General features: G+C 63.2%; 27 protein-coding genes. 18 read left to right on the top strand and 9 right to left on the bottom strand.

The features are described from left to right. Window positions 1-25: 25 nt before the first annotated feature. The gene (locus IFT57_RS21360; protein ID WP_192152603.1) at window positions 26-556 is read right to left on the bottom strand and encodes a hypothetical protein; all 531 of its coding nucleotides are present in this window, start codon (window positions 554-556) and stop codon (window positions 26-28) included. Between the two features lie 63 nt (window positions 557-619). Beyond that, on the bottom strand, window positions 620-1,141 hold the full coding sequence (locus IFT57_RS21365) for an ankyrin repeat domain-containing protein (RefSeq protein ID WP_192152604.1): 522 nt from the start codon (window positions 1,139-1,141) through the stop codon (window positions 620-622). 359 nt (window positions 1,142-1,500) lie between these two features. Between IFT57_RS21365 and IFT57_RS21370 the strand changes: the two genes are divergently transcribed. Beyond that, window positions 1,501-1,779, top strand: coding sequence for a DUF3509 domain-containing protein (locus IFT57_RS21370; protein WP_043185483.1), 279 nt, complete (start codon window positions 1,501-1,503; stop codon window positions 1,777-1,779). Between the two features lie 140 nt (window positions 1,780-1,919). Here IFT57_RS21370 and IFT57_RS21375 read toward each other — a convergent pair whose 3' ends face one another. The 3 genes from IFT57_RS21375 to aroC are packed head-to-tail and all read right to left on the bottom strand — an operon-like array spanning window position 1,920 to window position 4,761. After that, window positions 1,920-2,465, bottom strand: coding sequence for an acireductone dioxygenase (locus IFT57_RS21375; protein ID WP_192152605.1), 546 nt, complete (start codon window positions 2,463-2,465; stop codon window positions 1,920-1,922). A 20-nt stretch (window positions 2,466-2,485) separates the two neighbouring features. Next, the gene (locus tag IFT57_RS21380; RefSeq protein WP_192152713.1) at window positions 2,486-3,664 is read right to left on the bottom strand and encodes an MFS transporter; all 1,179 of its coding nucleotides are present in this window, start codon (window positions 3,662-3,664) and stop codon (window positions 2,486-2,488) included. Window positions 3,665-3,669: 5 nt separating this feature from the next. Continuing rightward, window positions 3,670-4,761, bottom strand: a complete 1,092-nt coding sequence (aroC, locus tag IFT57_RS21385) for a chorismate synthase (RefSeq protein ID WP_192152606.1) — start codon at window positions 4,759-4,761, stop codon at window positions 3,670-3,672. Between the two features lie 139 nt (window positions 4,762-4,900). Here aroC and IFT57_RS21390 point away from each other — a divergent pair, with 139 nt between their 5' ends. Both IFT57_RS21390 and IFT57_RS21395 read left to right on the top strand, forming a co-directional pair. Then, the gene (locus IFT57_RS21390; protein ID WP_122795188.1) at window positions 4,901-5,854 is read left to right on the top strand and encodes an alpha/beta hydrolase; all 954 of its coding nucleotides are present in this window, start codon (window positions 4,901-4,903) and stop codon (window positions 5,852-5,854) included. A gap of 81 nt (window positions 5,855-5,935) precedes the next feature. Next, on the top strand, window positions 5,936-6,718 hold the full coding sequence (locus IFT57_RS21395; protein WP_192152607.1) for a hypothetical protein: 783 nt from the start codon (window positions 5,936-5,938) through the stop codon (window positions 6,716-6,718). A 119-nt stretch (window positions 6,719-6,837) separates the two neighbouring features. On the opposite strand, the gene prmB is transcribed toward IFT57_RS21395, so the two are convergent. Further along, window positions 6,838-7,746, bottom strand: coding sequence for a 50S ribosomal protein L3 N(5)-glutamine methyltransferase (prmB, locus tag IFT57_RS21400; protein WP_192152608.1), 909 nt, complete (start codon window positions 7,744-7,746; stop codon window positions 6,838-6,840). Window positions 7,747-7,883: 137 nt separating this feature from the next. Here prmB and IFT57_RS21405 point away from each other — a divergent pair, with 137 nt between their 5' ends. From IFT57_RS21405 to IFT57_RS21430, 6 genes are all read left to right on the top strand, one after another. Beyond that, window positions 7,884-8,474, top strand: a complete 591-nt coding sequence (locus tag IFT57_RS21405) for a cysteine hydrolase family protein (RefSeq protein ID WP_122713912.1) — start codon at window positions 7,884-7,886, stop codon at window positions 8,472-8,474. Between the two features lie 33 nt (window positions 8,475-8,507). Further along, window positions 8,508-8,828, top strand: a complete 321-nt coding sequence (locus tag IFT57_RS21410; protein ID WP_192152609.1) for a hypothetical protein — start codon at window positions 8,508-8,510, stop codon at window positions 8,826-8,828. A gap of 36 nt (window positions 8,829-8,864) precedes the next feature. After that, the gene (locus IFT57_RS21415) at window positions 8,865-9,422 is read left to right on the top strand and encodes a Smr/MutS family protein (protein WP_122476326.1); all 558 of its coding nucleotides are present in this window, start codon (window positions 8,865-8,867) and stop codon (window positions 9,420-9,422) included. 72 nt (window positions 9,423-9,494) lie between these two features. Beyond that, the gene (gene folE / locus IFT57_RS21420) at window positions 9,495-10,040 is read left to right on the top strand and encodes a GTP cyclohydrolase I FolE (protein WP_122476328.1); all 546 of its coding nucleotides are present in this window, start codon (window positions 9,495-9,497) and stop codon (window positions 10,038-10,040) included. 28 nt (window positions 10,041-10,068) lie between these two features. After that, window positions 10,069-10,440, top strand: a complete 372-nt coding sequence (locus tag IFT57_RS21425) for a glutaredoxin family protein (RefSeq protein ID WP_122476330.1) — start codon at window positions 10,069-10,071, stop codon at window positions 10,438-10,440. A gap of 109 nt (window positions 10,441-10,549) precedes the next feature. Continuing rightward, on the top strand, window positions 10,550-11,749 hold the full coding sequence (locus tag IFT57_RS21430) for a benzoate/H(+) symporter BenE family transporter (RefSeq protein WP_122795006.1): 1,200 nt from the start codon (window positions 10,550-10,552) through the stop codon (window positions 11,747-11,749). Here IFT57_RS21430 and pyrF read toward each other — a convergent pair. Then, the gene (gene pyrF / locus IFT57_RS21435; RefSeq protein ID WP_122795007.1) at window positions 11,739-12,440 is read right to left on the bottom strand and encodes an orotidine-5'-phosphate decarboxylase; all 702 of its coding nucleotides are present in this window, start codon (window positions 12,438-12,440) and stop codon (window positions 11,739-11,741) included. The two genes, IFT57_RS21430 and pyrF, sit on opposite strands and share 11 nt — an antisense overlap. Window positions 12,441-12,645: 205 nt before the next feature. Here pyrF and IFT57_RS21440 point away from each other — a divergent pair, with 205 nt between their 5' ends. Continuing rightward, window positions 12,646-12,813, top strand: a complete 168-nt coding sequence (locus IFT57_RS21440) for a DUF2897 family protein (protein ID WP_084139696.1) — start codon at window positions 12,646-12,648, stop codon at window positions 12,811-12,813. A 269-nt stretch (window positions 12,814-13,082) separates the two neighbouring features. On the opposite strand, the gene IFT57_RS21445 is transcribed toward IFT57_RS21440, so the two are convergent. After that, complete coding sequence (locus IFT57_RS21445; protein ID WP_192152610.1) at window positions 13,083-13,994, bottom strand: LysR substrate-binding domain-containing protein; 912 nt, start codon at window positions 13,992-13,994, stop codon at window positions 13,083-13,085. A 137-nt stretch (window positions 13,995-14,131) separates the two neighbouring features. On the opposite strand from IFT57_RS21445, the gene IFT57_RS21450 reads away from it, so the two are divergent. From IFT57_RS21450 to IFT57_RS21485, 8 genes are all read left to right on the top strand, one after another. After that, window positions 14,132-15,436, top strand: coding sequence for an MFS transporter (locus IFT57_RS21450; protein WP_192152714.1), 1,305 nt, complete (start codon window positions 14,132-14,134; stop codon window positions 15,434-15,436). Between the two features lie 47 nt (window positions 15,437-15,483). Next, the gene (locus IFT57_RS21455) at window positions 15,484-16,758 is read left to right on the top strand and encodes a glucarate dehydratase (RefSeq protein WP_192047690.1); all 1,275 of its coding nucleotides are present in this window, start codon (window positions 15,484-15,486) and stop codon (window positions 16,756-16,758) included. A 395-nt stretch (window positions 16,759-17,153) separates the two neighbouring features. Beyond that, entirely contained in the window at window positions 17,154-18,068 is a 915-nt protein-coding gene (locus tag IFT57_RS21460) for a glutamate/aspartate ABC transporter substrate-binding protein (protein WP_122476338.1), read from the top strand. Between the two features lie 84 nt (window positions 18,069-18,152). Continuing rightward, entirely contained in the window at window positions 18,153-18,899 is a 747-nt protein-coding gene (locus IFT57_RS21465) for an amino acid ABC transporter permease (protein WP_122476340.1), read from the top strand. Next, on the top strand, window positions 18,896-19,564 hold the full coding sequence (locus IFT57_RS21470) for an amino acid ABC transporter permease (RefSeq protein ID WP_192138061.1): 669 nt from the start codon (window positions 18,896-18,898) through the stop codon (window positions 19,562-19,564). Before IFT57_RS21465 ends, IFT57_RS21470 begins: the two co-directional genes overlap by 4 nt. Continuing rightward, on the top strand, window positions 19,561-20,295 hold the full coding sequence (locus IFT57_RS21475; RefSeq protein ID WP_122476344.1) for an amino acid ABC transporter ATP-binding protein: 735 nt from the start codon (window positions 19,561-19,563) through the stop codon (window positions 20,293-20,295). The genes IFT57_RS21470 and IFT57_RS21475 overlap by 4 nt, the downstream gene beginning before the upstream one ends. Window positions 20,296-20,358: 63 nt before the next feature. After that, window positions 20,359-22,248: a sensor histidine kinase gene (locus IFT57_RS21480; RefSeq protein WP_192152611.1), complete on the top strand. Its 1,890-nt coding sequence runs from the start codon at window positions 20,359-20,361 to the stop codon at window positions 22,246-22,248. Continuing rightward, a complete protein-coding gene (locus tag IFT57_RS21485; RefSeq protein ID WP_192152612.1) occupies window positions 22,245-23,564 on the top strand; it encodes a sigma-54-dependent transcriptional regulator in 1,320 nt (439 codons plus the stop codon). The genes IFT57_RS21480 and IFT57_RS21485 overlap by 4 nt, the downstream gene beginning before the upstream one ends. Window positions 23,565-23,688: 124 nt before the next feature. Here IFT57_RS21485 and IFT57_RS21490 read toward each other — a convergent pair whose 3' ends face one another. Next, entirely contained in the window at window positions 23,689-24,681 is a 993-nt protein-coding gene (locus tag IFT57_RS21490; RefSeq protein ID WP_192152613.1) for an alpha/beta fold hydrolase, read from the bottom strand. Between the last annotated feature and the right edge of the window lie 27 nt (window positions 24,682-24,708).

Below are 24,708 nucleotides of genomic sequence, written 5' to 3' on the forward strand. Positions count from 1 at the left end.
ACCGAGCGAAAGCTGGAACAAGCGTTCAGACGTGCACTGCGACGCGCAATGCCTCCAGGGCTGGTACCGCCACGATGTGCAATTCTGCGCCCAGCGCCGTCACCCGATCCACGTCCTTGCCGTACACCAGCACCATCTGCAGTTCGTCGTCCAGTGGCTGGCTGAAGTTGAACAGCACGTAGCCGCCCTCTTCCTTGCTCATGGCTCCCAGTTGCACCTGGATACGATTGAGCGCGGTCAGCGCCTCGACCTTGTTCAGCTGTTTGGGCTTGATATTGAAGGTCACATCGGGCCCGAACGAGTCGATGATCTGCTGCAGCAACTCGGGGTAGGTGTCGGCCTGGAAAATGACCGTGTCGGGCAGACTGCCCACCACCACCCATTCGCCCAGTGGGATGGCAAAGCTGTCGTCGTAGTTGATGTCGGGGTTGGCGGCCAGGAAGGCCTGGGGATCGGCGTAGGCCTGGGCGGCTTCATCGGCAATGCGTTCGATGTCTTCATCGCGCATGCAGCCCGAACCGATTTTACCGATGAGTTCGACAAGTGACTGTTTCATGAGGCAACCCCTGCGGCGCTGGAAAAAGGCCGCAAGGATAGCCGCAATTCAGCCAAGCGGGTATCAGGCCGCCAGCTTCTGCAACTGTTCGATGGTCAGCGTGGCCCCCATGGCACGCGCGGCGCCCAGGGCAGTGATGCCTTGTGCGTCCACTGCGTTCGGGTTGGCGCCCTGCGCCAGCAGGTACTCGACCATCTCCGTGCGATTGAACATCGCGGCCATCATCAGCGCGGTCCGGCCATCGGCCGATGCACCATCGACCGGGGCACCCTGCTCGATCAGCAACTGCACCATGGGCAGGTTGCCTTTGAAAGCGGCGCCAGCCATGGGCAGTTGATTCTTGTCGTTGGCAATCAACGGATCGGCCTTGTACTGCAGCAGCGCGCGTGCCGCATCGAGGTGGCCGTGATAGGTCGCCAACATCAACAAGGTGTCGCCGTTGTGGTTGCGCAGATTGGGCGGCAGGCCCTTTTCGAGCAGGCGCTCGAGCATCTGCGCATCGCCGTTGCGAGCGACGTCGAACACTTGTTCAGCGAACTCGGCGGCTTCTTCGTCGTTCATCTGGCGAGCTTCGGGTTGGGTCATGGCAAAACCTCCTGGCAAATGGTTCACGGTAGGCAGTGTTCCCGCTGGGCGTCGAGCCTGCAACAGAGCCTGGCTATCGCCCCTGGAAGCGGGAATTTATTGGCGATTTGTGGTCATAGACAGTAATGGCGAAGGAAAAAATCCGTCCTGCGCCTGTCATTCCCTCCGGGCGACTTACCGTCAGACCCACCACGCCGCGCAAAATGCAGCATGCCCGACGACCATTCATGCAAATTGCACGGAGCCCGAATTTTGCCTTATTCCCAAGCTGTTGATTTACAAGGTTTTTATATTTAACGAAACTTGGCACACTCGCTGCAACTACCTAGACATGCCTGCCAACTTGCTAGGAGCTGCACATGAACTTCCTCCACGAAAAATTCGTTTCCGTTTTCTCCGAGTACGAAGTGACCACCCAGCCGCGTCCGGATGGTGCTGTTCTGCTGACCCTGCGTGATACTGATGGCAAACAGATCAAACGCTCTATTTCCTATGCCCAGCTGCACACCCCTGAGCAGCTGACCTGGGTCATCAGCGCGATCCGTCGCGACTTGGCCGGCGAAGCCAGCCAGCTGCCAGCAATCAACATGCTGCAAAGCCAGAACCGCTTCGCGCTGCCGACCTACCATTCGGCCTGATCAGCGTAGGCTGATCTGCCCGGCAAGTGTTGCTCGGCACGTATTCGCTGGACCGCTGTTGCTTGACCTCTGTTTCTTCTAAAGCCCGATACCTGGCGCATCCTGGTATCGGGTTTTTTTTCGGCTCGATAGAGGCCGGATCATTCGTCCAGCCCTGGAAACAGATCGTTCATAGGCTGCACCACGTACTCCGGGCACCAGCCACGTGAGTCGGTGAGCACGCGCAACGCAATCAGTCGCCCCCGCTCGCCCATGTCCAGCCAATGGGCCATGCCCGCCGGAACCACGACGCGATCATCGCGCTCGCACAGCAGCGCGTACACGTAACCCCCAACGTGCAGGTTCAACAGCGCGCGGCCCGCCAGCACGCACAGTACCCATTCTCCGACAAGACGATGCTCGCGCAGCAGTTCGGCCTGCGTCGGGGTGTGCTGCACGTTGTTCTCGTCCAGGCTGAGCACGTCCACGCTCATGTAGCCACCTTGGGCCATCCAGGCGTCGACCTCGGCCCGACAGCTTGCGACGACCTCCTCGGGGCTTGCCTCGAACGAGACGGGCAGCGTCGATCCGGCGCGTTCGAAGCGCACACCGAGCTCTGCCAGCGTAGCCGCAATGTCTTCGGTGTGGCTCAGCACCTTGTTGGGGATGTCTGCAGTGCTGTGGTGATAGACGCTCAGGCGACTCATGCAAATTCCTCGAATGGGTTTCAGTGACTGGCCACAGGTGGCAGATCATGGGGCGTGCGCCTGAGCATGATCAACGCGGCAGCGAACGCGGCGAGGCTGGCCAGGGCAAACGTGCCGGCAGCGCCCAGGGATTGCCACAGGTAGCCTGAGTAGAGCGCCCCCAGGGCGCCGCCGACACCGGCCAGTGCGGCATACAGGGCCTGCCCCTGACCCTGCTGATGGGCGCCGAAACTGCGCTGCACGAAATGGATCGCCGCCGCATGGAAGCTGCCGAAGGTGGCGGCGTGCATCAGCTGCGCCAGCACCAGCAGCCACAGGTGTTCGGCGAAACTGCCCAACAGCAACCAGCGTATGGCCGCCAGGAGGAAACTGGCGATGAGCACATGGCGCAAGGAAAAGCGCGCCAGAATCCGGCTCATGGCCAGGAACATCAGGACCTCGGCCACCACCCCGACTGCCCACAGCATGCCGATCACCGCACGGCTGTAGCCCAGCTGCTCCAGGTGCAGGGTCAGAAACGTGTAGTACGGGCCGTGGCTCAGCTGCATCAGGCCCACACACCCATAGAACGCCAATACGCCGGGGCGAATCAGCTGTTTCATGAAGCCCTCCCCCGTCGTGCGCCGAATGCCCTCGCCGGCAGGTACATCCGGTACCCACGCACTCGCCACGACGATACCGGCCATGATCAACAGCAGCGCGTACGGATAGGCATCCAGGCTCAGGCTCTCGAATACCCGGCCCAGGCCCACCACGGCCAGAATGAAGCCGATCGAGCCCCATAGGCGGACCTGGCTGTAACGTGCGGTTTGCCCCTGCAGGTGTGCCAGCGTCAAGGTTTCGAATTGTGGCAGTACCGCGTGCCAGAAGAACGCGTGCAGGGCCATCACCATTGCCAGCCAGGCGTAGCCGGTGTCCACCAGGATCAGGGAAAAACTGGCCAGGGTGCAGACCGCGCCAATGCGCACGATGGCCAGGCGTCGACCGGTGTGGTCGCCCAGCCAACCCCACAGGTTGGGCGCCACGCAGCGCATGAGCATGGGAATCGCCACCAGCTCGCCGATGCGCGCGCTGTCGAAGCCCAGATAGTGGAAGTACAGCGCCAGGAACGGCGCCGTCGACCCGAGCAAGGCAAAATAGAACAGGTAGAAGGTGGAGAGCCGCCAATACGGGACCGAATGCCCCGCCGGCGGCGGCACCGCGCTCAAAGCTGGCCCAGCACCGGGGTGTCGACCTTGACGTCGGCATTCTGCGCGCGATGGCGCAGCAGGTGGTCCATCAACACGATGGCCATCATGGCTTCGGCGATGGGCGTGGCACGGATGCCCACGCACGGATCATGGCGGCCCTTGGTGATGACGTCCGCCGGCTGGCCGTGAACGTCGATCGAGCGACCCGGCGTGGTGATGCTGGACGTTGGCTTGAGGGCCAGGTGAGCGATGATCGGCTGGCCCGAGGAAATGCCACCCAACACACCCCCCGCGTGGTTGCTGAGGAACCCTTCGGGCGTCATCTCGTCGCGGTGCTCGGTGCCGCGCTGGGCAACGCAGGCGAAACCGGCGCCGATTTCCACGCCCTTGACCGCGTTGATGCTCATCAGGGCATGGGCCAGCTCGGCGTCCAGGCGATCGAAGATCGGCTCGCCCAGGCCCGGCATGACGCCTTCGGCCACCACGGTGATCTTGGCGCCGACCGAATCCTGGTCGCGGCGCAGCTGGTCCATGTAGGCCTCCAGCTCCGGAACCTTGTCCGGATCGGGGCTGAAGAAGGCGTTGTCTTCGACGCCATCCCAGCTCTTGAAGGCAATCGGGATCGGGCCCAGCTGGCTCATGTAGCCGCGGATCTGGATACCCTGGGTGGCCAGGTACTTCTTGGCGATCGCGCCTGCGGCCACGCGCATGGCCGTTTCACGCGCCGAACTGCGACCACCGCCACGGTAGTCGCGCTCGCCGTACTTGTGATGGTAGGTGTAGTCCGCGTGGGCCGGGCGAAACAGATCCTTGATCGCCGAGTAGTCCTTGGATTTCTGATCGGTATTGCGAATCAGCAGGCCGATCGAGGTACCGGTGGTACGCCCTTCGAACACCCCGGAGAGAATCTCGACCTCATCGGGTTCCTGACGCTGGGTGGTGTGCCGGCTGGTACCCGGCTTGCGTCGATCGAGGTCGCGCTGCAGGTCGTCCACGGAAATTGCCAGCCCTGGCGGACAGCCGTCGACGATGGCGACCAGCGCCGGGCCATGGCTTTCGCCAGCGGTGGTGACAGTGAACAGCTTGCCGAAGGTATTGCCGGACATGCAGGGCGCTCCGCGAAATCAACCGAATCAGACAGAGCGCCAGTATACGCAGGGTCGACGGCCAGTTCATCCCTGAACCTTAGCCAGACGCCCCAGTCCAAAGCGCACTTCCCTTGATAGTGGCTCGATGATGTTGCAGATGACGTTCCGGTTGGTTGCCTTGTTTCTGTTCATCAGCAGCACCGCTGCACTGGCCGCCACCCCTGATATTGCCAGGCGCCCGATTGAGCTGCAGACCGCTCAGGGCACGCTGTACGGCTCGCAGTTGGTGCCCCGTGCGGATCGGCCGGTGCCGGTGGTGCTGATGATTTCCGGCTCTGGTCCGACCGACCGGGACGGCAACAATCCCGAGGCGGGTCGCAACGACAGCCTGAAGAAGCTCGCCTTGCTGCTGGCGCAGAACAACATTGCCAGCGTGCGCTACGACAAGCGCGGCGTGGCCACCGGCCGCAAGGCCACCCCCGACGAGCGCGACCTGAGCGTGGCAGGCTACGTCGACGATGCCGTGGCGTGGAGCGCGCAGCTCAAGCGCGACCCGCGCTTCGGCCCGCTGATCATCCTGGGCCACAGCGAAGGTGCGCTGATCGCCACTCTGGCAGCGCAGCGCGCCCAGGCCGATGCGGTCATTTCGCTGTCGGGCAGCGGTCGCCCGCTGGGCGAAGTGTTGCGCGAGCAGATCGGCGAGCGCTTGCCAGCCGAGCTGCAACCGCGCAGCTATCAGTTGATCGAGCGCCTGGAAGCTGGGCAGTACGACCCGGACGTGCCCCAGCCCCTGCAGGTGCTGTTTCGCCCCAGCGTGCAGCCTTACCTGATTTCGCTGTTGCGCCAGGACCCTGCGCAGGCCTTCGCCGCCTTGAAGATCCCCGCCCTCATCGTCCAGGGCAGCAACGACATCCAGGTCGGGATTGGCGATGCGCAGGCACTGCAACGCGCCAAGCCCGATGCGCAGCTGGCGCTGATTCCCGGCATGAACCACGTGCTGCGTATCGTGCCGATGGACCTGCCCTCGCAACTCAAGTCGTATCGTGACCACAAACGTCCGCTGGCGGCGGAACTGGGTCAGGCAGTGGTGAAATTCATCGACGGGCTTTGAAGCAACGCGCCAGGGGACCCATGGCAGCGTTCAAGAGTGGGCAGGCGTGGCCGATACAAGGTGCGTGAAGAGGATCGCACCATGACCGAACAAGCCCCGCCAGAAGCCGTCGTCGAAGAACCTGCAGCGCCGCCGCGGCCGTGGGCCGAGGTGACCCCCGAGCAGTTCAGGATGCTGCGCCTGTCGCCCCTGCCCGCCGACCGTGCCAGCGGCCCGCGCCCCTTGCGTTTCGTGCAGTTCGGCATGGCCGAGCGCCACGACCCTGCCCTGAGCCTGTTGCGCCTCGACATCCAGCTGCCTGCCCAGCGCGTGCGCAGCGAGCAGAACCGGCTGGATGTCTGGGTCGATCATCAGCTGCGACAGGTCAGCCTGGGCAGTGACGCAGGCCTGCAACTGGAACCGGTCAACCGTGGCCTGGGGCGCTTCGTCATGGCCCACGCCGCTGCATGGCTGCAGCGTCATTGGCCGCACTACACGCTGCAAGGCGCGGCGTTGTCGAGCAAGGAAGCGCTCCAGCCTGCCGGCCTGGATCGTCGTGACCACGCGCTGCGCACCCAAGGCTTGAACGTTGAATACGCAGACGTGCAACGCCTCAAGGGCCAGTACCACCCGATTGCCGTCAGTCAGTTGCTGAGCACCTGGAACGCGGAGAAAGTTCAGATGGTCGAGGTGCTGGCGGCCAGCGAGATGCTGCAGATGGCCGAGCAGCAGTTGCAGGAGATGGAGTTGAGGCTGCACGGGCAGCAGGAACGTATCGGTAAATTCTCGCGCGAGGAAAGTGGCCTACGTTTCACCATCGCCTGCCTCATTGCATTCGCTGTGTTCCAGGCCGCGCTGCTGATCTGGATCGCCACCCACCGCTGACAGCGGCACTCGCAAAAACTGTGTGGAAGCGGGCTCTGCACGCGAAGGCGTTACTGCGGTATCGAGCCAAACCGCTGCAGACGTTCGCGAGCGCAACCCGCTCTACAGTTCATGCGCCCTCAGATACGCGAAGCGAACAACGCCTGATGCTCACGGCACTGTGCCGCGCTGAGCATGAACACGCCGTGCCCGCCGCGCTGGAACTCCAGCCAGTGGAAATCCACCTCCGGATAGAGCGCCTCGACGTGCACCTGGCTGTTGCCGACCTCGATGATCAACAGGCCTTTGTCGTTGAGGTGATCCGCCGCCTCGGCCAGCATGCGCCGCACCAGGTTCAGGCCGTCGTCGCCACAGGCCAGGCCCAGCTCGGGTTCGTGCTGATACTCGGCGGGCATGTCGGCGAAATCCTCGGCATCGACATAAGGCGGGTTGGACACGATCAAGTCGAAACGCTGCCCCGGCAACCCTTCGAAACCATCGCCCTGCACCGTATAGACCCGCTCTTCCTGGCCATGCCGCTCGATGTTCTGATTGGCCACCTCGAGCGCCTCGAACGACAGGTCGGCCAGCACTACTTCAGCGTCCTGAAAAACGTCGGCGCAAGCGATGCCGATGCAGCCCGAACCGGTGCACAGGTCGAGAATCCGCGTCGGCGGCTGGCTCAGCCAGGGCTCGAAGCGGTTCTCGATCAGTTCGCCGATCGGTGAACGTGGCACCAGCACCCGTGCATCGACGATGAACGACATGCCGCAGAACCATGCCTCGCCGATCAGGTAGGCGGCCGGCACGCGCTCTTCCATGCGCCGCTTGAGCAGGTGCTGCACACGCACGATCTCATCGTCTTCCAGGCGGCAATCCAGGTAGCTGTCGGCAATTTCATAAGGCAGGTTCAACGCCCCCAGCACCAACAGACGGGCTTCGTCCCAGGCGTTGTCGGTACCGTGGCCGAAGAACAGCTCTTCGCCATGAAAACGGCTGACGGCCCAACGGATGTGGTCGCGCACGGTGCGCAAGCGGGAAGTGATCACAAAAGCTCCTCGGTCGAATCAAGCCGGAATATTAACAGAGGCCCGCGGGTGATTTTCGCGATGTTCGCTCAATCCGATTCACAGAACGGCTCGAGCAGAGGACAATGCGGCAAAAGCCCTAGCCAAAGGAGCCCCAGATGTCCGTTCCAAAGACGATGTTCCAACTCAGTGGCCGCGGTTTCCCGCCCACCCGGATCGCCAACGCCAGCCTGATCATCATCGATGCGCAGAAGGAATACCTCAGTGGCGACCTGGCCCTGTCGGGCATGGACGAAGCGCTGGCCAACATCGCCAGCCTGGTTGCCGCGGCGCGTGCGGCCAAGCGTCCGGTGGTGCACATCCGCCACCTGGGCACCGTTGGCGGGCTGTTCGACCCCCAGGGCCGACGCGGCGAGTTCATCGAGGGTTTCGAACCGCAGGGCGACGAAGCCGTGGTCGAGAAGCGCATGCCCAATGCCTTCAACAATACCGGGCTGCACGAGCTGCTGCAGAGCTACGGCCATCTGGACCTGATCGTCTGCGGCTTCATGAGTCACTCCAGCGTCAGCACCACCGTGCGCGCTTCCAAAGACTACGGCTATCGCTGCACGTTGGTGGCCGACGCCTGCGCGACCCGTGACCTGCCCCAGGGCGACGGCGTGCTTGCCGCAGCCAAGGTGCAGGAAGCAGAAATGGCCATCATGCGTGACAACTTCGCCGCAGTTGCCATGACCGGCGACTTGCTCTGACCCCCAGCCGGCCCGATCGCCACCGAGGAATCAATGAAGTCATCCCATGGTTTCAATGCGCGCAGACTCAGGAAACGTGCTCCCGGTGGCTGGCGCTATCGTCTGGGCGCGGGGCTGGGCGCCGTGCTGCTGACCTTCGGCCTGCTGCTGGCGATGGCCGGCATCGCTACCCTGCTGGGGCATCCGCCTCAGGTCGCCGGGCTGGACACCACCACCAGCGGCGCAGCCATACTCGCTGGCATGGGGCTGCTGGTGCTTTATCTGGGCCTGTGGCTCTGGCGCCGCAGTCGCCGTGGAATGCGCCGCAGCCGTGAACTCGGCCTGGCCCCGCACCTGATGAAAAAGCACGATTGAGTCGCGTAGACTAGCGCTCCCGTGGTGGAGACCTTCATGCAAGACGACGAATTTTCCCTGTTCAAGGACCAGATGCGCGGCGTGCGGCGTATCCAGCACGATCGCGCCGACACCGGCAGGCCGAAAGCCGACAAGCTCAAGCTGCAGGCACTGCGCCAGGCAGCCACGGTGGGCACCCAGGGCACGACGGTCGACGGGCTGTCCGATCAGTTCGTCATCGACGTCGGCCCCGAGGACGACCTGCACTGGGCGCGCGACGGCGTCCAGGAAAGCCAGATGCGCAAGCTCAAGGTCGGCCAGATCCCCTTCGAAGGCAGCCTCGACCTGCACGGCATGACGGTGGAGAAAGCCCGCGAAACGCTCTGGGCATTCCTCGCCGAAGCCACTCGCTTCGAGATCCGCTGCGTGCGCGTGACCCATGGCAAGGCGGTGCGCCTGGACGGCAAGCGGCCGATGATCAAGAGCCATGTCAACACCTGGCTGCGCCAGCACACGCAGGTGCTGGGCTTCACCTCCTGCCAGCCACGCCACGGCGGCGCCGGCGCGGTGTACGTGATGCTCAAGCGCACCATGCTCGAAGGCCGCGACGAATAACGCTTCGCTTGCACCCGTGCGAGCGGAGCCGTACCCTTCGCGTCTGCGAAATATTTCCCCACAGGTTTGATCATGTCCCTGGAACAGAACTACACCGAGATCCTTGGCCAGCTCGGCGAGGACGTTAACCGCGAAGGCCTGCTCGATACGCCCAAACGCGCCGCCAAAGCCATGAAGTACTTGTGCCGCGGCTACGAGCAGACTCTCGATGAAGTCACCAACGGTGCGCTGTTCAGCTCCGATGCGAGCGAAATGGTCTTGGTCAGGGATATCGAACTCTATTCGTTGTGCGAGCATCATCTGCTGCCGTTCATTGGGCGTGCTCACGTCGCCTACATTCCCAGCGGCAAGGTGCTCGGGCTGTCCAAGGTGGCGCGTATCGTCGACATGTACGCTCGCCGCCTGCAGATCCAGGAAAACCTGGGTCGGCAGATCGCCGATGCGGTGCAGCAGGTCACCGGCGCACTGGGTGTCGCCGTGGTCATCGAAGCCAAGCACATGTGCATGATGATGCGTGGCGTCGAGAAGCAGAATTCCTCGATGATCACCTCGGTGATGCTGGGCGAGTTCCGCGACAACGCGGCGACCCGCAGCGAATTTCTCAGCCTGATCAAGTAAGCCGTACCCCAACCTCGAGGGCTGCCACATGTTGATGAAAGCGTTGCGTATCGGACTGGGCCAGGTGATCGTGGCGGGCGACCTGCTCACCCGCCCACCGCGGCGCAAGCGCAGCCCCGAAGCGCAGGCCGAGGTCGACCGCGCCGCCAGCGGGCTGACGCTCTATCAGTTCCACGCCTGCCCGTTCTGCGTGAAGACCCGGCGCACCCTGCACAAGCTCAATGTGCCGGTGCCCCTGCGCGACGCCAAGAACGACCCCGTGGCGCGCGATACCCTGCTGGCCGAGGGAGGCAAGATCAAGGTGCCCTGCCTGCGTATCGAGGAGGCCGGCAAGGTTACCTGGATGTACGATTCCAAAGTGATCATCGATTACCTCAACACCCGCTTCGCGGCAGCCTGAGCGCTGTCGCCCAGCTGTATCGTCGATTGATCGCGCCGCTGTACCGCATGCGCCCGTACACCTTGGCTTACCCTTGAGCGACGCTGCTCAGGACAAGGATCGGACCGCCATGCCCAACCCCACCACCGTCGCCCCGCTGCGCCCGTTGGCCGATACCGCGCCATCTGCCGTGGTGGCCGGTTTCATCGCCATGATGACCGGCTATACCAGCTCGCTGGTCCTGATGTTCCAGGCCGGCCAGGCCGCCGGCCTGACCACCGCGCAGATATCCTCGTGGATCTGGGCACTGTCGATCGGCATGGCGGTGTGCAGCATCGGTCTCTCGCTGCGCTACCGCACCCCCATAACAGTCGCCTGGTCGACACCGGGCGCAGCCTTGCTGATCACCAGCCTGGGCGGCGTGAGTTACCCGGAAGCCATCGGCGCGTTCATCACCTGCGCGGTACTGGTCACGATCTGCGGCCTGACCGGCAGTTTCGAGCGCCTGCTCAAGCGCCTGCCTGCTTCGCTGGCCGCAGCGCTGCTGGCCGGTATCCTGTTCAAGATCGGCAGCGAGATATTCGTCGCCGCGCAACATCGCACAGCCCTGGTGCTGTGCATGTTCTTCACCTACCTGATGGTGAAACGGCTGTCGCCGCGCTATGCGGTGCTGGCAGCGCTGGTCATCGGCACGCTGGTGTCCGGCGCGCTCGGCTTGCTCGATTTCAGCCATTTCAGCCTGCAGGTCGCCGAGCCGCAGTGGACCACGCCGTCCTTTTCCCTGGCCGCGACCATCAGCATCGGCATTCCCCTGTTCGTGGTGGCGATGACCTCGCAGAACATGCCGGGTATCGCCGTGCTGCGCGCCGATGGTTATCAGGTAGCGGCCTCGCCATTGATCTCGGTGACGGGTATCGCCTCGTTGCTGATGGCGCCGTTCGGTTCCCATGGAGTCAACCTGGCGGCCATCAGCGCGGCCATCTGCACGGGGCCGCATGCCCATGAAGACCCCACCAAACGCTATACCGCGGCGGTCTGGTGCGGCGTGTTCTACGCCATTGCCGGCACGTTCGGCGCCACCCTGGCAGCGCTGTTCGCCGCCCTGCCCAAAGAACTGGTGCTGTCGATCGCCGCACTGGCGTTGTTCGGCTCCATCATCAATGGCCTGACTCAGGCCATGAGCGAGCCGAAGGAGCGCGAGGCCGCCCTGGTGACGTTCATGGTCACCGCCTCGGGCCTGACGCTGTTTTCGGTAGGCTCGGCGTTCTGGGGGATCATCGCCGGCGTACTGACGTTGCTGATTCTCAACGCGGGCAAGCTCAGCCGTTGATCTGCGCAACCACATCGGCCAATGCCTGGGCTGGATCGGCAGCCTGGCTGATCGGACGCCCGATCACCAGGTAATCGGAACCCGCATCCAGCGCCTGGCGGGGTGTGAGGATGCGCCGCTGGTCATCCTGTGCGCTGCCGGCCGGGCGAATGCCTGGCGTGACCAGCTGCAGGGTCGGATGGGCTGCCTTCAAGGCCTGGGCTTCGAGCGCCGAACAGACCAGACCATCCATGCCGGCTTTTTGCGCCAGCGCCGCCAGGCGCAGCACCTGCTCCTGCGGCTCGATGTCCAGGCCGATGGCGGCAAGGTCTTCGCGCTCCATGCTGGTCAACACGGTGACGCCGATCAGCAACGGCTTGGCGCCAGAGCGCTGTTCCAGCACCTCGCGGCAAGCCGCCATCATGCGCAGGCCGCCGGAACAGTGGACGTTGACCATCCACACGCCCATTTCGGCAGCAGCCTTGACGGCCATGGCGGTGGTGTTCGGGATATCGTGGAATTTCAAGTCCAGGAACACCTCGAAGCCCTTGGCGTTCAAAGTTTCGACGATGCCCGAGGCGCTGCTGGTGAACAGCTCCTTGCCCACCTTGACCCGGCACAGCTTGGGATCCAGTCGATCGGCCAGCTTCAGGGCCGCTTCGCGGGTCGGGTAATCCAGGGCGACGATGATGGGAGTCTGGCAGACGGACATGGCGGGTTCTCTGGGGCAGGTCGAAATCGGCGCGCATTGTAGCGGATTTTGCCAAGGCGCGGGCGTCACCCACAGCCACTCGCCCTGGCATGCAGCGCCAGGCCGGCTCGATCGTGGAGGGCTATGATGGAACCACTGCGACACCCTGTCGCTCCAATCTTCACAAGCGCCGTGCATTCTCGGCGCACCTTTCAAGGAGTGTCCCATGCCCTGGTATGCCTGGTTGATATTGTTGGTGGCCATCGGCTCGATCGTCGGTGGCTTGATGGTGCTCAAGCAAAGTGCCCAGAAGCTGCCATTGACCGATGAGCAGCTGAAGAAGGTGCACGAACGCAATGCCGAAATGGATGCGAAGGACGCCCGCAACCGCTGACAGACGCGCGAAGTCCCGAGTGCGCCTGCACTTGGGACGCTTTGGATGCAGGCCGATGCTTATCCCCTGAAAACAGGCATGAGCCAGTGCATAACCTGGGTGCAATGCCCTGCAGGCCACGGCCCGCAAGCGTCTTCATGGCCTGCTCAAAAAACGAGCTATTTCAAGGGTTTATACACATTCGGCGTGCACCTGCCTGTGGATAAGCTTGGGAGAACAGGCCGCAGGCCACGCAGCGCAAGGCTTTGCCGGCCTTGATCAATTTATGATCAGTGACTATCGCCACCCCAGCCGGTGCGCGCCGCACGTCTGATGGCCTCGAGCAACATGGCGAATGCCGGATTGTCGTTGTTCTCGCGCCAGATCAGGTGCAATTCGCTCTGCACGCCCTCGCCCAGATCGATATCGCGAAATACCACATTCTTGAATACCACGCTGGTGGCGCAACGCGGCACCAGGGCAACGCCCATGCCGGCATTGACCAGCGCCAGGATGGTCAGCGACGAGCCCAGCCATTGCACGTATTGCGGGGTCACCTGAGCCGAACGCAACATTCCTGTGAGCAATTCATTGAACGGCGGATAGGCCGAGTGCGAGTACATCAGGAACGGCTGGTCGTCCAGATCTTGCACGCGCACCACGCCGGCGTCGGCCAGCGGGTGCCCGGCTGGGGTGGCCAGGACGAAGGGTTCACGCACCAGGCATTCGGTCAGGTAGCCGCTGTCGAGCAACGGTGCGCGCGCGATGCCCAGGTCGATACGCCGGGCACGCAAGGCCTCGTGTTGCTGGTAGGTATTCATTTCCGAGAGGTCGATCTTCACCTGCGGCTGCTTGAGCCGCGCCTCGGCGATGACCTTGGGCAGGAACTCGTACACCGCGCTGCCGACGAAGGCGATGTTCACCGAGCCGATATCGCCTTCGGCAAAACGCCGGGCCGACACCGCCGCTTGCTGCGCGCGCTCCAGCAGATTCTGCGCCTCGACGAAAAACGCCCGCCCGGCTGCGGTAAGCGCCACGCTGCGGGTGCTGCGGGTGAACAGCTCCACGCCCAGGTGATGTTCCAGCAATTGGATCTGCCGACTCAAGGGCGGCTGGGTCATATTGAGACGTTCGGCGGCGCGGCGAAAATTGAGTTCCGTGGCCACCGTGGTAAAGCAGCGGAGCTGACTGAGCTCGAACATTGATTCAACCTCGGTATCAATCAAGTGCCAACTTGAATTGGACTGAAACAATACCCCAAGTTCATGATCGAGCCCTCCAAAAAAAATAACCATCGGAGTCGCCCTTGAACGTTCAATCCGGTGCCATCGACCCCAGCGTGCTCGCCAGCGCGGTGGCCAAGGTCAAACGGCATGTGCTGCCACTGTTCGTCGTGATGTTCATCGTCAATTACATCGACCGGGTGAACATCGGTTTCGTCCGCACTCACATGGAAACCGACCTGGGTATCGGCGCCGCTGCCTACGGCCTGGGTGCGGGGCTGTTCTTCGTTGGCTACGCGCTGTTCGAAGTGCCCTCCAACATGCTCCTGCAACGCTTCGGTGCCCGCGCCTGGCTCACGCGGATCATGTTCACCTGGGGCCTGGTGGCCATGGGCATGGCATTCGTCAAGGGTGAAACCAGCTTCTACGTCATGCGCTTTCTGCTCGGCGTCACCGAAGCGGGCTTCTATCCCGGCGTGCTCTACTACTTCACCCAGTGGCTGCCTGCCAGCGAGCGCGGCAAAGCCATGGCAATCTTCCTCAGTGGTTCGGCCATCGCCTCGATCATCTCCGGACCCATCACCGGCGCACTGTTGAGCGTGACCGGGCTGGGCCTGCATGGCTGGCAGTGGATGTTTCTGATCGAGGGCGGCGCTTCGGTGGCGCTGTGCGGGTTCGTCTACTACTGGTTGCAGTCGCACATCCACGAAGCCAAGTGGCTCACCGCCACCGAGCAGACGACCCTGAGCCGCGTCATCGCCGACGAGCAGCGGGCGCGGGAAGCAGAGCACGTGGTCAAGCCGTCGATCTTCAAGTTGCTCGCCGACACGCAGATCCTGGTGTTCTGCTTCATCTTCTTTTCGGTGGCCCTGACCATCTACGGCGCCACGTTCTGGCTGCCCAGCATGATCAAGAAGATGGGCAACGTGTCCGACTTCGAAGTGGGCCTGTTCAACTCCATTCCCTGGATCATTTCGATTGCCGCCATGTACGGCTTCGCCGCCCTGGCTGCGCGCTTCAAGCATCAGCAGGCGTGGGTGGCAACGACCTTGCTGATCGCAGCCGCAGGCATGTTCATGTCGACCTACGGCGGTCCGGTATTCGCCTTCGTTGCCATCTGTTTTGCCGCCGTAGGTTTCAAGGCCGCCTCGGCGTTGTTCTGGCCGATCCCGCAAGCCTATCTGGACGCACGCATCGCTGCCGCCGTGCTGGCCCTGATCAACTCGGTGGGCAACCTGGGCGGCTTCGTCGCCCCGACCGTGTTCGGTTTTCTGGAAGAGAAGACCGGGTCGATCCAGGGCGGCCTGTATGGCCTGGCCGCCACCTCCGTGCTGGCCGCGATCGTGGTGTTTTTCGCCCGCACCCGACCCCGCGGGCAGAAGCCCGATGACAAGCCGCTGCAACCTGCCGCTGCGCACTGACAAGGAACGCCCCGCCAGGCGGGGCCTGCATCCCGAGGAGAATGCCTGTGAAGATCAAACGCGTAACCGTTACCCCGATCGCTTTCCGCGACCCGCCACTGCTCAATGCCAGCGGCATCCACGAACCCTATGCCTTGCGCTCGATCATCGAGGTGGAGAGCGACAACGGCTATGTCGGGCTGGGCGAAAGCTACGGCGACGCACCGGCGCTGGCCATTCAGATGGCCATCAAGGACCAACTGCCGGGCCTGGACCCGTTCAACCTCAACGGTCTGCGCCAGATCGTCGCCAGCACTGTCGCCAGGCACAAGCCGGCCAGCGTAAGCGGCGCCGAGTTGGCACCGGGCTCTCATGCCAGCAAGGCGGTGACCAACGCCTATTCGGCATTCGAGGTGGCGTTGCTCGACCTGCAGGCGCGTTCGCTGAACCGCCCGCTTGTGGATCTGCTCGGTGGCGCGGTGCGTGACGAAGTGCCATTCAGTGCCTACCTGTTTTTCAAGTACGCCGAGCACGTCGACTCGCCCTACCCTGCGGACAACTGGGGCGAGGCCTTGAACGAGGAGCAGATCGTCGCCCAGGCCAGGCGCATGATCGAGCAATACGGTTTCAAGAGCATCAAGCTCAAGGCCGGCACCCTCGAACCCGAGCGCGAGGTGGCGTGCATTCTGGCCCTGAAAAAAGCCTTTCCCGACCACCCGCTGCGCATCGACCCCAACGGCAACTGGTCGCTGGAAACGTCGATCCGCATGGCCGAGCTGCTTGGCGACAGCCTGCAATACTATGAGGACCCCTGCCCCGGGCTGGACGACATGGCCGAGTTGCACAAGCGTACCGGGCTGCCCTTGGCGACCAACATGGTGGTGACCGACTTCGCCGAGTTTCGCCGCAGCGTCGAGCGCAACAGTGTGCAGATCGTGCTCGCCGACCATCACTACTGGGGTGGCCTGCGCGATACCCAAGTGCTGGCGAGCATGTGTCACACCTGGGGCCTGGGTGTGTCCATGCATTCGAACTCGCACCTGGGCATCAGCTTGATGGCCATGGCCCATGTGGCGGCGTCGGTGCCGAACCTGGATTACGCCTGTGACACTCACTATCCGTGGCAGGAGCCGGACGAAGAAGTGATCAAGGGCGGCAAGCTGCCCATCGTCGACGGCTGCGTGAAGATCAACAAGACACCGGGACTGGGGCTGGAACTGGATCGCGACCAGCTGGGCATGCTGCATGAACAGTTCCTGCGCTGCGGGATTCGTTCTCGCGACGACGTGCGGCAGATGACCAGGTACAAGCCGGACTGGAAAGCGGTGAAGCCACGGTTTTGAAACCAACCCTGAAGCGGTCATCGGCCGCGAACGCACCGCCATAACCCTGACACACCGCGCCGTCTACTTCGCGGCCACTGACCGCTCCCACGGTTTGTCCCGACCCCTGTGGGAGCGGTCATCGGCCGCGAACGGCACACGCCGAAGGAAGAGACAGCCGGAAATCCGTTTTCCCAGCCCGCCCGTATTCGGTTTTCCGAACGACCTGCTACTCATCCGCCCTACGCAAACACCAGAATTTCTATGCCCACCAATGACTTGCTCGCAAACCCCGCCCTTGGCACGACTCATGCTCTACACTCTTCAACGAAGCCGGCACCTACCCAGCCGCCGGATTTCGCTGTACCCCGAGGGCCTGCGGGCTCGATAAAAAAAACAAAGTCGAGGATTCATTGATGCGTATCGTTCCAAAACTCCTGAGCGCCGCCATTGCCGCCGCGCTGATCAGTACTCCAGCATTGGCTGCCGAACTCACCGGCACTCTGAAGAAAATCAAGGATTCGGGCACCATCACCCTCGGTCACCGCGACGCATCCATCCCCTTCTCGTACATCGCCGATGCGTCCGGCAAGCCGGTCGGCTACTCGCACGACATCCAGCTCAAGGTCGTCGAGGCCCTGAAGAAGGACCTCGACATGCCCGACCTGAAGGTCAAGTACAACCTGGTCACCTCGCAGACCCGGATTCCTCTGGTGCAGAACGGCACCATCGACCTGGAATGCGGTTCCACCACCAACAACGCCGAACGCGCCCAGCAAGTCGATTTCTCCGTGGGCATCTTCGAGATCGGCACCCGTCTGCTGAGCAAGAAAGATTCGTCCTACAAGGACTTCGACGACCTTAAAGGCAAGAACGTCGTCACCACCGCCGGCACCACCTCCGAGCGCATCCTCAAGTCCATGAACGCCGACAAGCAGATGGGCATGAACATCGTCTCGGCAAAAGACCACGGCGAGTCCTTCCAGATGCTCGAATCGGGACGCGCCGTCGCCTTCATGATGGACGACGCCCTGCTCGCCGGCGAAATGGCCAAGGCCAAGAAGCCTACCGACTGGGAAGTGACCGGCACGCCGCAGTCCTATGAAATCTACGGCTGCATGGTGCGCAAGGGTGACGAGCCGTTCAAGAAAGCGGTCGACGATGCGATCAAGGCCACCTTCGCTTCCGGCGACATCAACGGCATCTACGACAAGTGGTTCAGCCAGCCGATCCCGCCAAAGGGCCTGAACCTTGGCTTCCCGATGAGCGACGAGCTCAAGGCGCTGATCGCCAACCCCAACGACAAGCCGGCTCCCGACAAGAAGTCGTAAGCACCACCCTGCCTTCACTCGAGCGCCGCCCGGCGTTCGAGTGAAAGCCTGTGCCCGTGAATCAATTTCCGAGGGGTATTCCCCATGAATTACAACTGGGACTGGAGCGTCTTCTTCAAGTCCACTGGCGTCGGCAGCGAGATCTACCTGGATTGGTACATCTCCGGCCTGGGCTGGACCATCGCCATTGCCGTGGTCGCCTGGATCATCGCCCTGCTGCTGGGCTCCGTGCTGGGCGTCATGCGCACCGTACCGAGCCGCTGGGTCTCGGGCATCGCGACCTGCTACGTCGAACTGTTCCGCAACGTGCCGTTGCTGGTGCAGCTGTTCATCTGGTATTTCCTGGTCCCCGACCTGCTGCCCGAAGGCATGCAGGAGTGGTACAAGCAGGACCTCAACCCGACTACCTCGGCATTCCTCAGCGTAGTGGTGTGCCTGGGCCTGTTCACCGCGGCGCGGGTGTGCGAGCAAGTGCGTACCGGCATTCAGGCGCTGCCCCACGGTCAGGAATCGGCCGCCAGGGCAATGGGCTTCCGCCTGCCGCAGATCTACTGGAACGTGCTGTTGCCGCAGGCCTACCGCATCATCATTCCACCGCTTACCTCCGAATTCCTCAACGTGTTCAAGAACTCGTCGGTGGCATCGTTGATCGGCCTGATGGAATTGCTGGCGCAAACCAAGCAGACCGCGGAGTTTTCGGCCAACCTGTTCGAGGCCTTCACCCTGGCCACGCTGATCTACTTCACCCTGAACATGAGCCTGATGCTGTTGATGCGCGTGTTCGAACGCAGACTCGCCGTGCCTGGGTTGATCTCCCTGGGAGGTAAATGATGGACTTCAGTGGAATCATCCCGGCGCTGCCGGGCATGTGGAACGGCATGGTCATGACCTTGCAGCTGATGGTGCTGGGCGTCATCGGCGGCATTGCCCTGGGCACGATACTGGCCTTGATGCGCCTGTCATCGAACAAGCTGCTGTCGCGCTTCGCCGGTGCCTACGTCAACTACTTCCGTTCCATTCCGTTGCTGCTGGTCATCACCTGGTTCTACCTGGCGGTGCCCTTCGTGCTGCGCTGGATCACCGGCGAAGACACCCCGGTCGGTGCCTTCACCTCGTGCCTCGTGGCGTTCATGATGTTCGAGGCGGCGTACTTCTGTGAAATCGTGCGGGCCGGCGTGCAGTCCATCTCCAAGGGCCAGATGGGTGCCGCGCAAGCGCTGGGCATGAACTACGGTCAGACCATGCGCCTGATCATCCTGCCCCAGGCGTTCCGCAAGATGACCCCGCTGCTGCTGCAGCAGAGCATCATCCTGTTTCAGGACACTTCGCTGGTCTACACCGTCGGCCTGGTGGACTTTCTCAACTCGGCGCGCGCCAGCGGCGACATCATTGGCCGGGCCAACGAATTCCTGATCTTCGCCGGCGTGGTGTATTTCCTCATCAGCTTCAGCGCCTCCCTTCTGGTCAAGCGTCTGCAAAAAAGGTTAGCCGTATGATCTCCATCAAGAATATCAACAAGTGGTATGGCGACTTCCAGGTGCTCACCGATTGCAGCACCGACGTCAAGAAAGGTGAAGTGGTCGTGGTGTGCGGGCCCTCGGGTTCGGGCAAGTCGACCCTGATCAAGTGCGTGAATGCATTGGAGCCTTTCCAGAAAGGCGACATCGTGGTCGACGGCACGTCCATCGCCGATCCCAAGACCAACCTGCCCAAGCTGCGTTCGCGCGTGGGCATGGTGTTCCAGCATTTCGAGCTGTTTCCGCACCTGACCATCACCGAAAACCTGACCATCGCGCAGATCAAGGTGCTGGGCCGCAGCAAGGAAGAAGCCACCAAAAAAGGCCTGCAGTTGCTCGAACGCGTCGGCCTCTCCGCCCACGCCCACAAGCATCCCGGCCAGCTGTCCGGCGGCCAGCAGCAGCGCGTGGCAATCGCCCGCGCCCTGGCCATGGACCCGGTGGTCATGCTGTTCGACGAACCGACTTCGGCGCTCGACCCGGAAATGGTCAACGAAGTACTCGACGTGATGGTGCAACTGGCCCACGAAGGCATGACCATGATGTGCGTGACACATGAAATGGGCTTTGCCCGCAAGGTGGCCAACCGGGTGATCTTCATGGACCAGGGACAGATCGTTGAAGACTGCCCCAAGGAAGAATTCTTCGGCGATGTCAGCGCGCGGTCCGATCGCGCCCAGCAGTTCCTCGCCAAGATCTTGCAGCACTGATGACCGGCCGTCCTGCGCCCGCCCTGCGGGGTGCAGGACGCTGGCTGCTTGAAGGCGACTGTGATGAAATGCCTGCCCGCCACAAAGCCTGACCTGATCGTGAAGCCCCGCCTGATTCGCCAACTGTTCCTGCCGCCGCTGATCCTGCTGTTGACGCTGGGCCTGGGCTACGTGGGTTTTCTGGTCAGCGAGCACAACAGCATTCGCGCCTTGAGCGAAAACGGCGAACGGCAGCTTGAACTGCACGCGCGCGCCGTCGAAAGCGAAATCACCAAGTACACCTACCTGCCCAGCCTGCTGGAACTCGAGGACAGCGTCTCGACCCTGCTCAACGAACCCGACGGCGAGCACCGCCAGGCCGTCAACGATTACCTGGAAGGTCTCAATCGTCGCAGCCGCAGCCGCGCCATCTACGTGCTCGACACCACCGGCCGTGTGCAGGCCACCAGCAACTGGCGCGATGCCGACAGTTTTCTCGGCGAGGACCTGTCGTTCCGCGGTTATTTCCAAGCGGCCATTCGCGGCCAGCCCGGGCGGTTCTACGGCATCGGCAGCACCACCGGCGAGCCCGGCTATTTCCTCGCCCACGGCCTGGAGGAACACGGCAAGTTGATCGGCGTGGCCGTGATCAAGGTGCGCCTGGAAGCACTGGAAGAGCGCTGGCAGAAGGCTCGCCTGGAGGCCTTCGTCAGCGACGAGAACGGCATCATCATTCTTTCCAGCGATCCGGCGCGACGCTTGAAGTCGGTGCGCCCGCTGACCCCGGAAATCAAGGAGCGCCTGGCGCGCAGCCTGCAATACTACTGGTGGCCGCTCAACGAGCTCGAGCCGCTCGCCCGCCAGCGCCTGGCCGATGGGGTGGAGTTGCTCACCTTCACCACCCACACCGACAAGCCAGGCAAGGACATCGACGTCACCTACCTGTCGCAGTCACGGCGCCTGGCCGACACGCCCTGGCGCTTCACCCTGCTGACCTCCATGCAGGATCTGCGGCACGAAGCCATCGTGCAGGGCGTGCTGGTGGCCGTGGCCTTCGCCTTGCTGGCCTTCCTGCTGATTGCCTGGAACGAGCGACGCAAGGTACTGGCCACCCGCCTTGCCGCCCGTGAAGCGCTGGAACAGGCCAACAGCCATCTGGAGCGGCGCATCGCCGAGCGCACTCAGGACCTGCGCGCCAGCAACGAACGCCTCAAGGGCCAGATCCGCGAACGCCGCCAGGCCGAGGAAACGTTGCGCAAGGCCCAGGACGAGTTGGTGCAGGCAGGCAAGCTGGCCGCCATCGGCCAGATGTCGACCAGTATCGCCCACGAACTCAATCAACCGCTGGCGGCCTTGCGCACCTTGTCGGGCAATACCGTGCGTTTTCTGGAACGCGGCGCGCTGGACACGGCGAGCACCAACCTGAGCACCATGAATGAACTCATCGACCGCATGGGGCGCATCACTGCCAGCCTGCGCTCTTTCGCCCGGCGCGGCGACGACAAGGGCCAGGCCAGCCTGGGCAAGGCGCTGGACGGTGCGCTGCAGGTGCTGGCCAGCCGCATCGAGGCCAGTGGCCTGAGCGTGCAGCGCAACTGCAGCGAAATGCAGCTGGCGATCGACCAGACCCGCCTGGAACAGATTCTGGTCAACCTGATCGGCAACGCCCTGGATGCCACCGCCGGCGAACCGCAGCCGACACTCTGGCTGGAGGGGCGCATGGAGGGTGAGCGCTACGCCGTGCAGGTGCGCGACAACGGCCACGGCATCGACGTCGAGACACGCAAGCATCTGTTCGAGCCCTTTTTCACCACCAAACCCGGCGACCACGGCCTGGGCCTGGGCCTGACCCTGTCGGCCAGTCTGGCGGCGGCTGCCGGTGGCAACCTGGCCGTCGAGCACCCCGCCGACGGTGGCACCACTTTCATTCTCAGCCTGCCGCTTGCGGCAGCGTCGCCCAGCGAGTCGCCATGAACGCCTTGACCGTCCTGATCGTCGAAGACGACCCCCACGTACTGCTCGGCTGCCAGCAGGCCCTGGCGCTGGAAGACATTCCCAGCCAGGGCGTGGCCAGCGCCGAGGCCGCGCTGGCCTGCATCGGCGACGACTTTGCCGGTATCGTGGTCAGCGACATCCGCCTGCCCGGCATGGATGGCCTGGAACTGCTGAGCCAGCTGAAAGCGCGTGACCCCAGCCTGCCCGTGGTGCTGATCACTGGCCACGGCGACATTTCCATGGCCGTGGGGGCCATGCGCAGCGGCGCCTATGACTTCATGGAGAAGCCCTTCTCGCCTGAGCGCCTGGTGGACGTGGTGCGCCGCGCGCTGGAGCGACGCGGCCTGGCGCGCGAGGTCAGTTCGCTGCGCCGTCAATTGGCCGAACGCAGTTCGCTGGAAGGCCGCATCATTGGCCGTTCGCCCGCCATGCACAACCTGCGCGAGCTGATCGCCAACGTCGCCGACACCTCGGCCAACGTGTTGATCGAGGGTGAAACCGGGACCGGCAAGGAACTGGTCGCCCGCTGCCTGCACGATTTCAGCCGGCGCCAACCGCAGCCATTCGTGGCACTCAATTGCGGCGGCCTGCCGGAGCAGCTGTTCGAAAGCGAAATATTCGGCCATGAAGCCAATGCCTTCACCGGCGCCGGCAAGCGCCGCATCGGCAAGATCGAACATGCCGATCAGGGCACGCTGTTTCTCGACGAAGTGGAAAGCATGCCGATACCGCTGCAGATCAAGCTGCTGCGGGTATTGCAGGAGCGCACCCTGGAACGCCTGGGGTCGAACCAGAGCATTGCCGTCGACTGTCGCCTGATCGCCGCCACCAAAGCCGACCTTGACGCGTTGAGCCGACAGAACCAGTTCCGCAGTGACCTGTATTACCGCCTCAATGTGGTGACGCTGGAACTGCCGCCGCTGCGCGAGCGCCGTGAAGACATTCTCGAGCTGTTTCAACATTTCCTGCAGATGGCCGCCCTGCGCTTCGACCGCGAGCCGCCCGAGCTCGATGCACAAACCTTGTCGCGCCTGATGAGCCATGACTGGCCCGGCAACGTCCGTGAACTGCGCAACGTGGCCGAGCGCTACGCGCTGGGTTTGCCGGCGTTCAAGAAAAACGATGCAGCGGCCGTGGTCAGCCTGGGCTTTTCCGAAGCGGTGGAAGCGTTCGAGCGCAACCTGCTGACCGAGGCCCTGCAGCGCACGGCGGGCAATCTGAGCCAGGCCAGCCTGGAGCTGGGCATGGCCAAGACCACCCTGTTCGACAAGGTCAAAAAGTACGGGTTGAACTGAGATAAGTGATTGGCTTGCGGGCCTCTTCGCGGGCGCTGCACTATCCCACAAGAGTTTGGGCTAAACGGAGCCCCTGTGGGAGCGGCCTCTGCCCGCGAAGAGGCCCTCCCTGACACCCAGTCAGCTACAACCCCGCCAACACCCCCTCGCGCTGGCGCTGCTGCGCCAGGTACGGCAGCACCGCACCCAGCAGCGGCGCCTTGAACGCTTCCTGGAAACGATGCGCCAACCCCGGTATCAGCCGCAACTGACTGCCCTGGATGTGCGCCGCCAGATGCACCCCATGCATCACCGGCAACAGCGGATCGGCCGTGCCATGCACCACTAGAGTCGGCACCCGCAGGCGATTGAGCAACGCCACGCGGCTGGGCTCGGCAAGAATCGCCAGGATCTGCCGCTGCGCCCCTTGCGGATTGAACGCCCGGTCGTATGACATCTGCGCCTGATGCAGCAGTTCGGCACGGTCATCGGCGACCTGCGGGCTGCCCAACGCCGCCAGCAGATCGGCTTGCTGCTCCAGCGCCATTTCACGGTTCGGTGCGCTGCGCTTGGCCAGCAACTGCAGCAACGCCGGGCGTGGCTCGGGCAGGCCCGGCGCACCCGAACTCGACATGATCAGGGTCAGGCTCTGTACCCGCTGCGGGGCACGATCGGCCAAGTGCTGCGCGATCATTCCGCCCATGCTGGCACCCAGCACATGGAAACGCTGCACCTGCAGGGTGTCCATCAGCCGCAGTGCGTCGTCGGCCATGTCGGTCAGGCTGTACGGGGCCGACACCGCCAAGCCCAGCTTGTAGCGCAGCACCTCGAATGTCAGGTTGGCCGACGGCGGTGCCTGTGACCAGGTGGACAGGCCCACGTCGCGATTGTCGAAGCGAATCACTCGAAAGCCCTGCTCACAGAGAGCGCCGACCACCTCGTCGGGCCAATCGATCAACTGTCCACCCAGCCCCATCACCAGCAACAGCGCCGGGTCCTGCGGACGTCCGATACTTTGATAGGCCAGGCTGACCTGAGCCAGTGGAGCGTGTTGAAGCGGAACATCGACATCGCAGCGCGCAGCTGCAAAAACCCACTGCCCGCACAGCAGCGCGGCCAGGAACACCCATAGACGCATGACTTACACCAGAACGCAGAACCCCAT

It is taken from the genome of Pseudomonas sp. CFBP 13719 (assembly GCF_014842095.1).
GTDB lineage: Bacteria > Pseudomonadota > Gammaproteobacteria > Pseudomonadales > Pseudomonadaceae > Aquipseudomonas.

Coding starts and splice junctions, on each gene's coding strand:
- IFT57_RS21445 (WP_192152610.1), bottom strand. CDS start 13,994: ATGTTCGAGCTCAGTCAGCTCCGCTGCTTTACCACGGTGGCCACGGAA.
- IFT57_RS21430 (WP_122795006.1), top strand. CDS start 10,550: ATGCCCAACCCCACCACCGTCGCCCCGCTGCGCCCGTTGGCCGATACC.
- IFT57_RS21440 (WP_084139696.1), top strand. CDS start 12,646: ATGCCCTGGTATGCCTGGTTGATATTGTTGGTGGCCATCGGCTCGATC.
- IFT57_RS21370 (WP_043185483.1), top strand. CDS start 1,501: ATGAACTTCCTCCACGAAAAATTCGTTTCCGTTTTCTCCGAGTACGAA.
- IFT57_RS21475 (WP_122476344.1), top strand. CDS start 19,561: ATGATCTCCATCAAGAATATCAACAAGTGGTATGGCGACTTCCAGGTG.
- IFT57_RS21395 (WP_192152607.1), top strand. CDS start 5,936: ATGACCGAACAAGCCCCGCCAGAAGCCGTCGTCGAAGAACCTGCAGCG.
- pyrF (WP_122795007.1), bottom strand. CDS start 12,440: ATGTCCGTCTGCCAGACTCCCATCATCGTCGCCCTGGATTACCCGACC.
- IFT57_RS21410 (WP_192152609.1), top strand. CDS start 8,508: ATGAAGTCATCCCATGGTTTCAATGCGCGCAGACTCAGGAAACGTGCT.
- aroC (WP_192152606.1), bottom strand. CDS start 4,761: ATGTCCGGCAATACCTTCGGCAAGCTGTTCACTGTCACCACCGCTGGC.
- IFT57_RS21480 (WP_192152611.1), top strand. CDS start 20,359: ATGAAATGCCTGCCCGCCACAAAGCCTGACCTGATCGTGAAGCCCCGC.
- IFT57_RS21375 (WP_192152605.1), bottom strand. CDS start 2,465: ATGAGTCGCCTGAGCGTCTATCACCACAGCACTGCAGACATCCCCAAC.
- IFT57_RS21490 (WP_192152613.1), bottom strand. CDS start 24,681: ATGCGTCTATGGGTGTTCCTGGCCGCGCTGCTGTGCGGGCAGTGGGTT.
- IFT57_RS21405 (WP_122713912.1), top strand. CDS start 7,884: ATGTCCGTTCCAAAGACGATGTTCCAACTCAGTGGCCGCGGTTTCCCG.
- IFT57_RS21485 (WP_192152612.1), top strand. CDS start 22,245: ATGAACGCCTTGACCGTCCTGATCGTCGAAGACGACCCCCACGTACTG.
- IFT57_RS21425 (WP_122476330.1), top strand. CDS start 10,069: ATGTTGATGAAAGCGTTGCGTATCGGACTGGGCCAGGTGATCGTGGCG.
- IFT57_RS21365 (WP_192152604.1), bottom strand. CDS start 1,141: ATGACCCAACCCGAAGCTCGCCAGATGAACGACGAAGAAGCCGCCGAG.
- IFT57_RS21460 (WP_122476338.1), top strand. CDS start 17,154: ATGCGTATCGTTCCAAAACTCCTGAGCGCCGCCATTGCCGCCGCGCTG.
- folE (WP_122476328.1), top strand. CDS start 9,495: ATGTCCCTGGAACAGAACTACACCGAGATCCTTGGCCAGCTCGGCGAG.
- IFT57_RS21360 (WP_192152603.1), bottom strand. CDS start 556: ATGAAACAGTCACTTGTCGAACTCATCGGTAAAATCGGTTCGGGCTGC.
- IFT57_RS21470 (WP_192138061.1), top strand. CDS start 18,896: ATGATGGACTTCAGTGGAATCATCCCGGCGCTGCCGGGCATGTGGAAC.
- IFT57_RS21390 (WP_122795188.1), top strand. CDS start 4,901: ATGACGTTCCGGTTGGTTGCCTTGTTTCTGTTCATCAGCAGCACCGCT.
- IFT57_RS21465 (WP_122476340.1), top strand. CDS start 18,153: ATGAATTACAACTGGGACTGGAGCGTCTTCTTCAAGTCCACTGGCGTC.
- IFT57_RS21415 (WP_122476326.1), top strand. CDS start 8,865: ATGCAAGACGACGAATTTTCCCTGTTCAAGGACCAGATGCGCGGCGTG.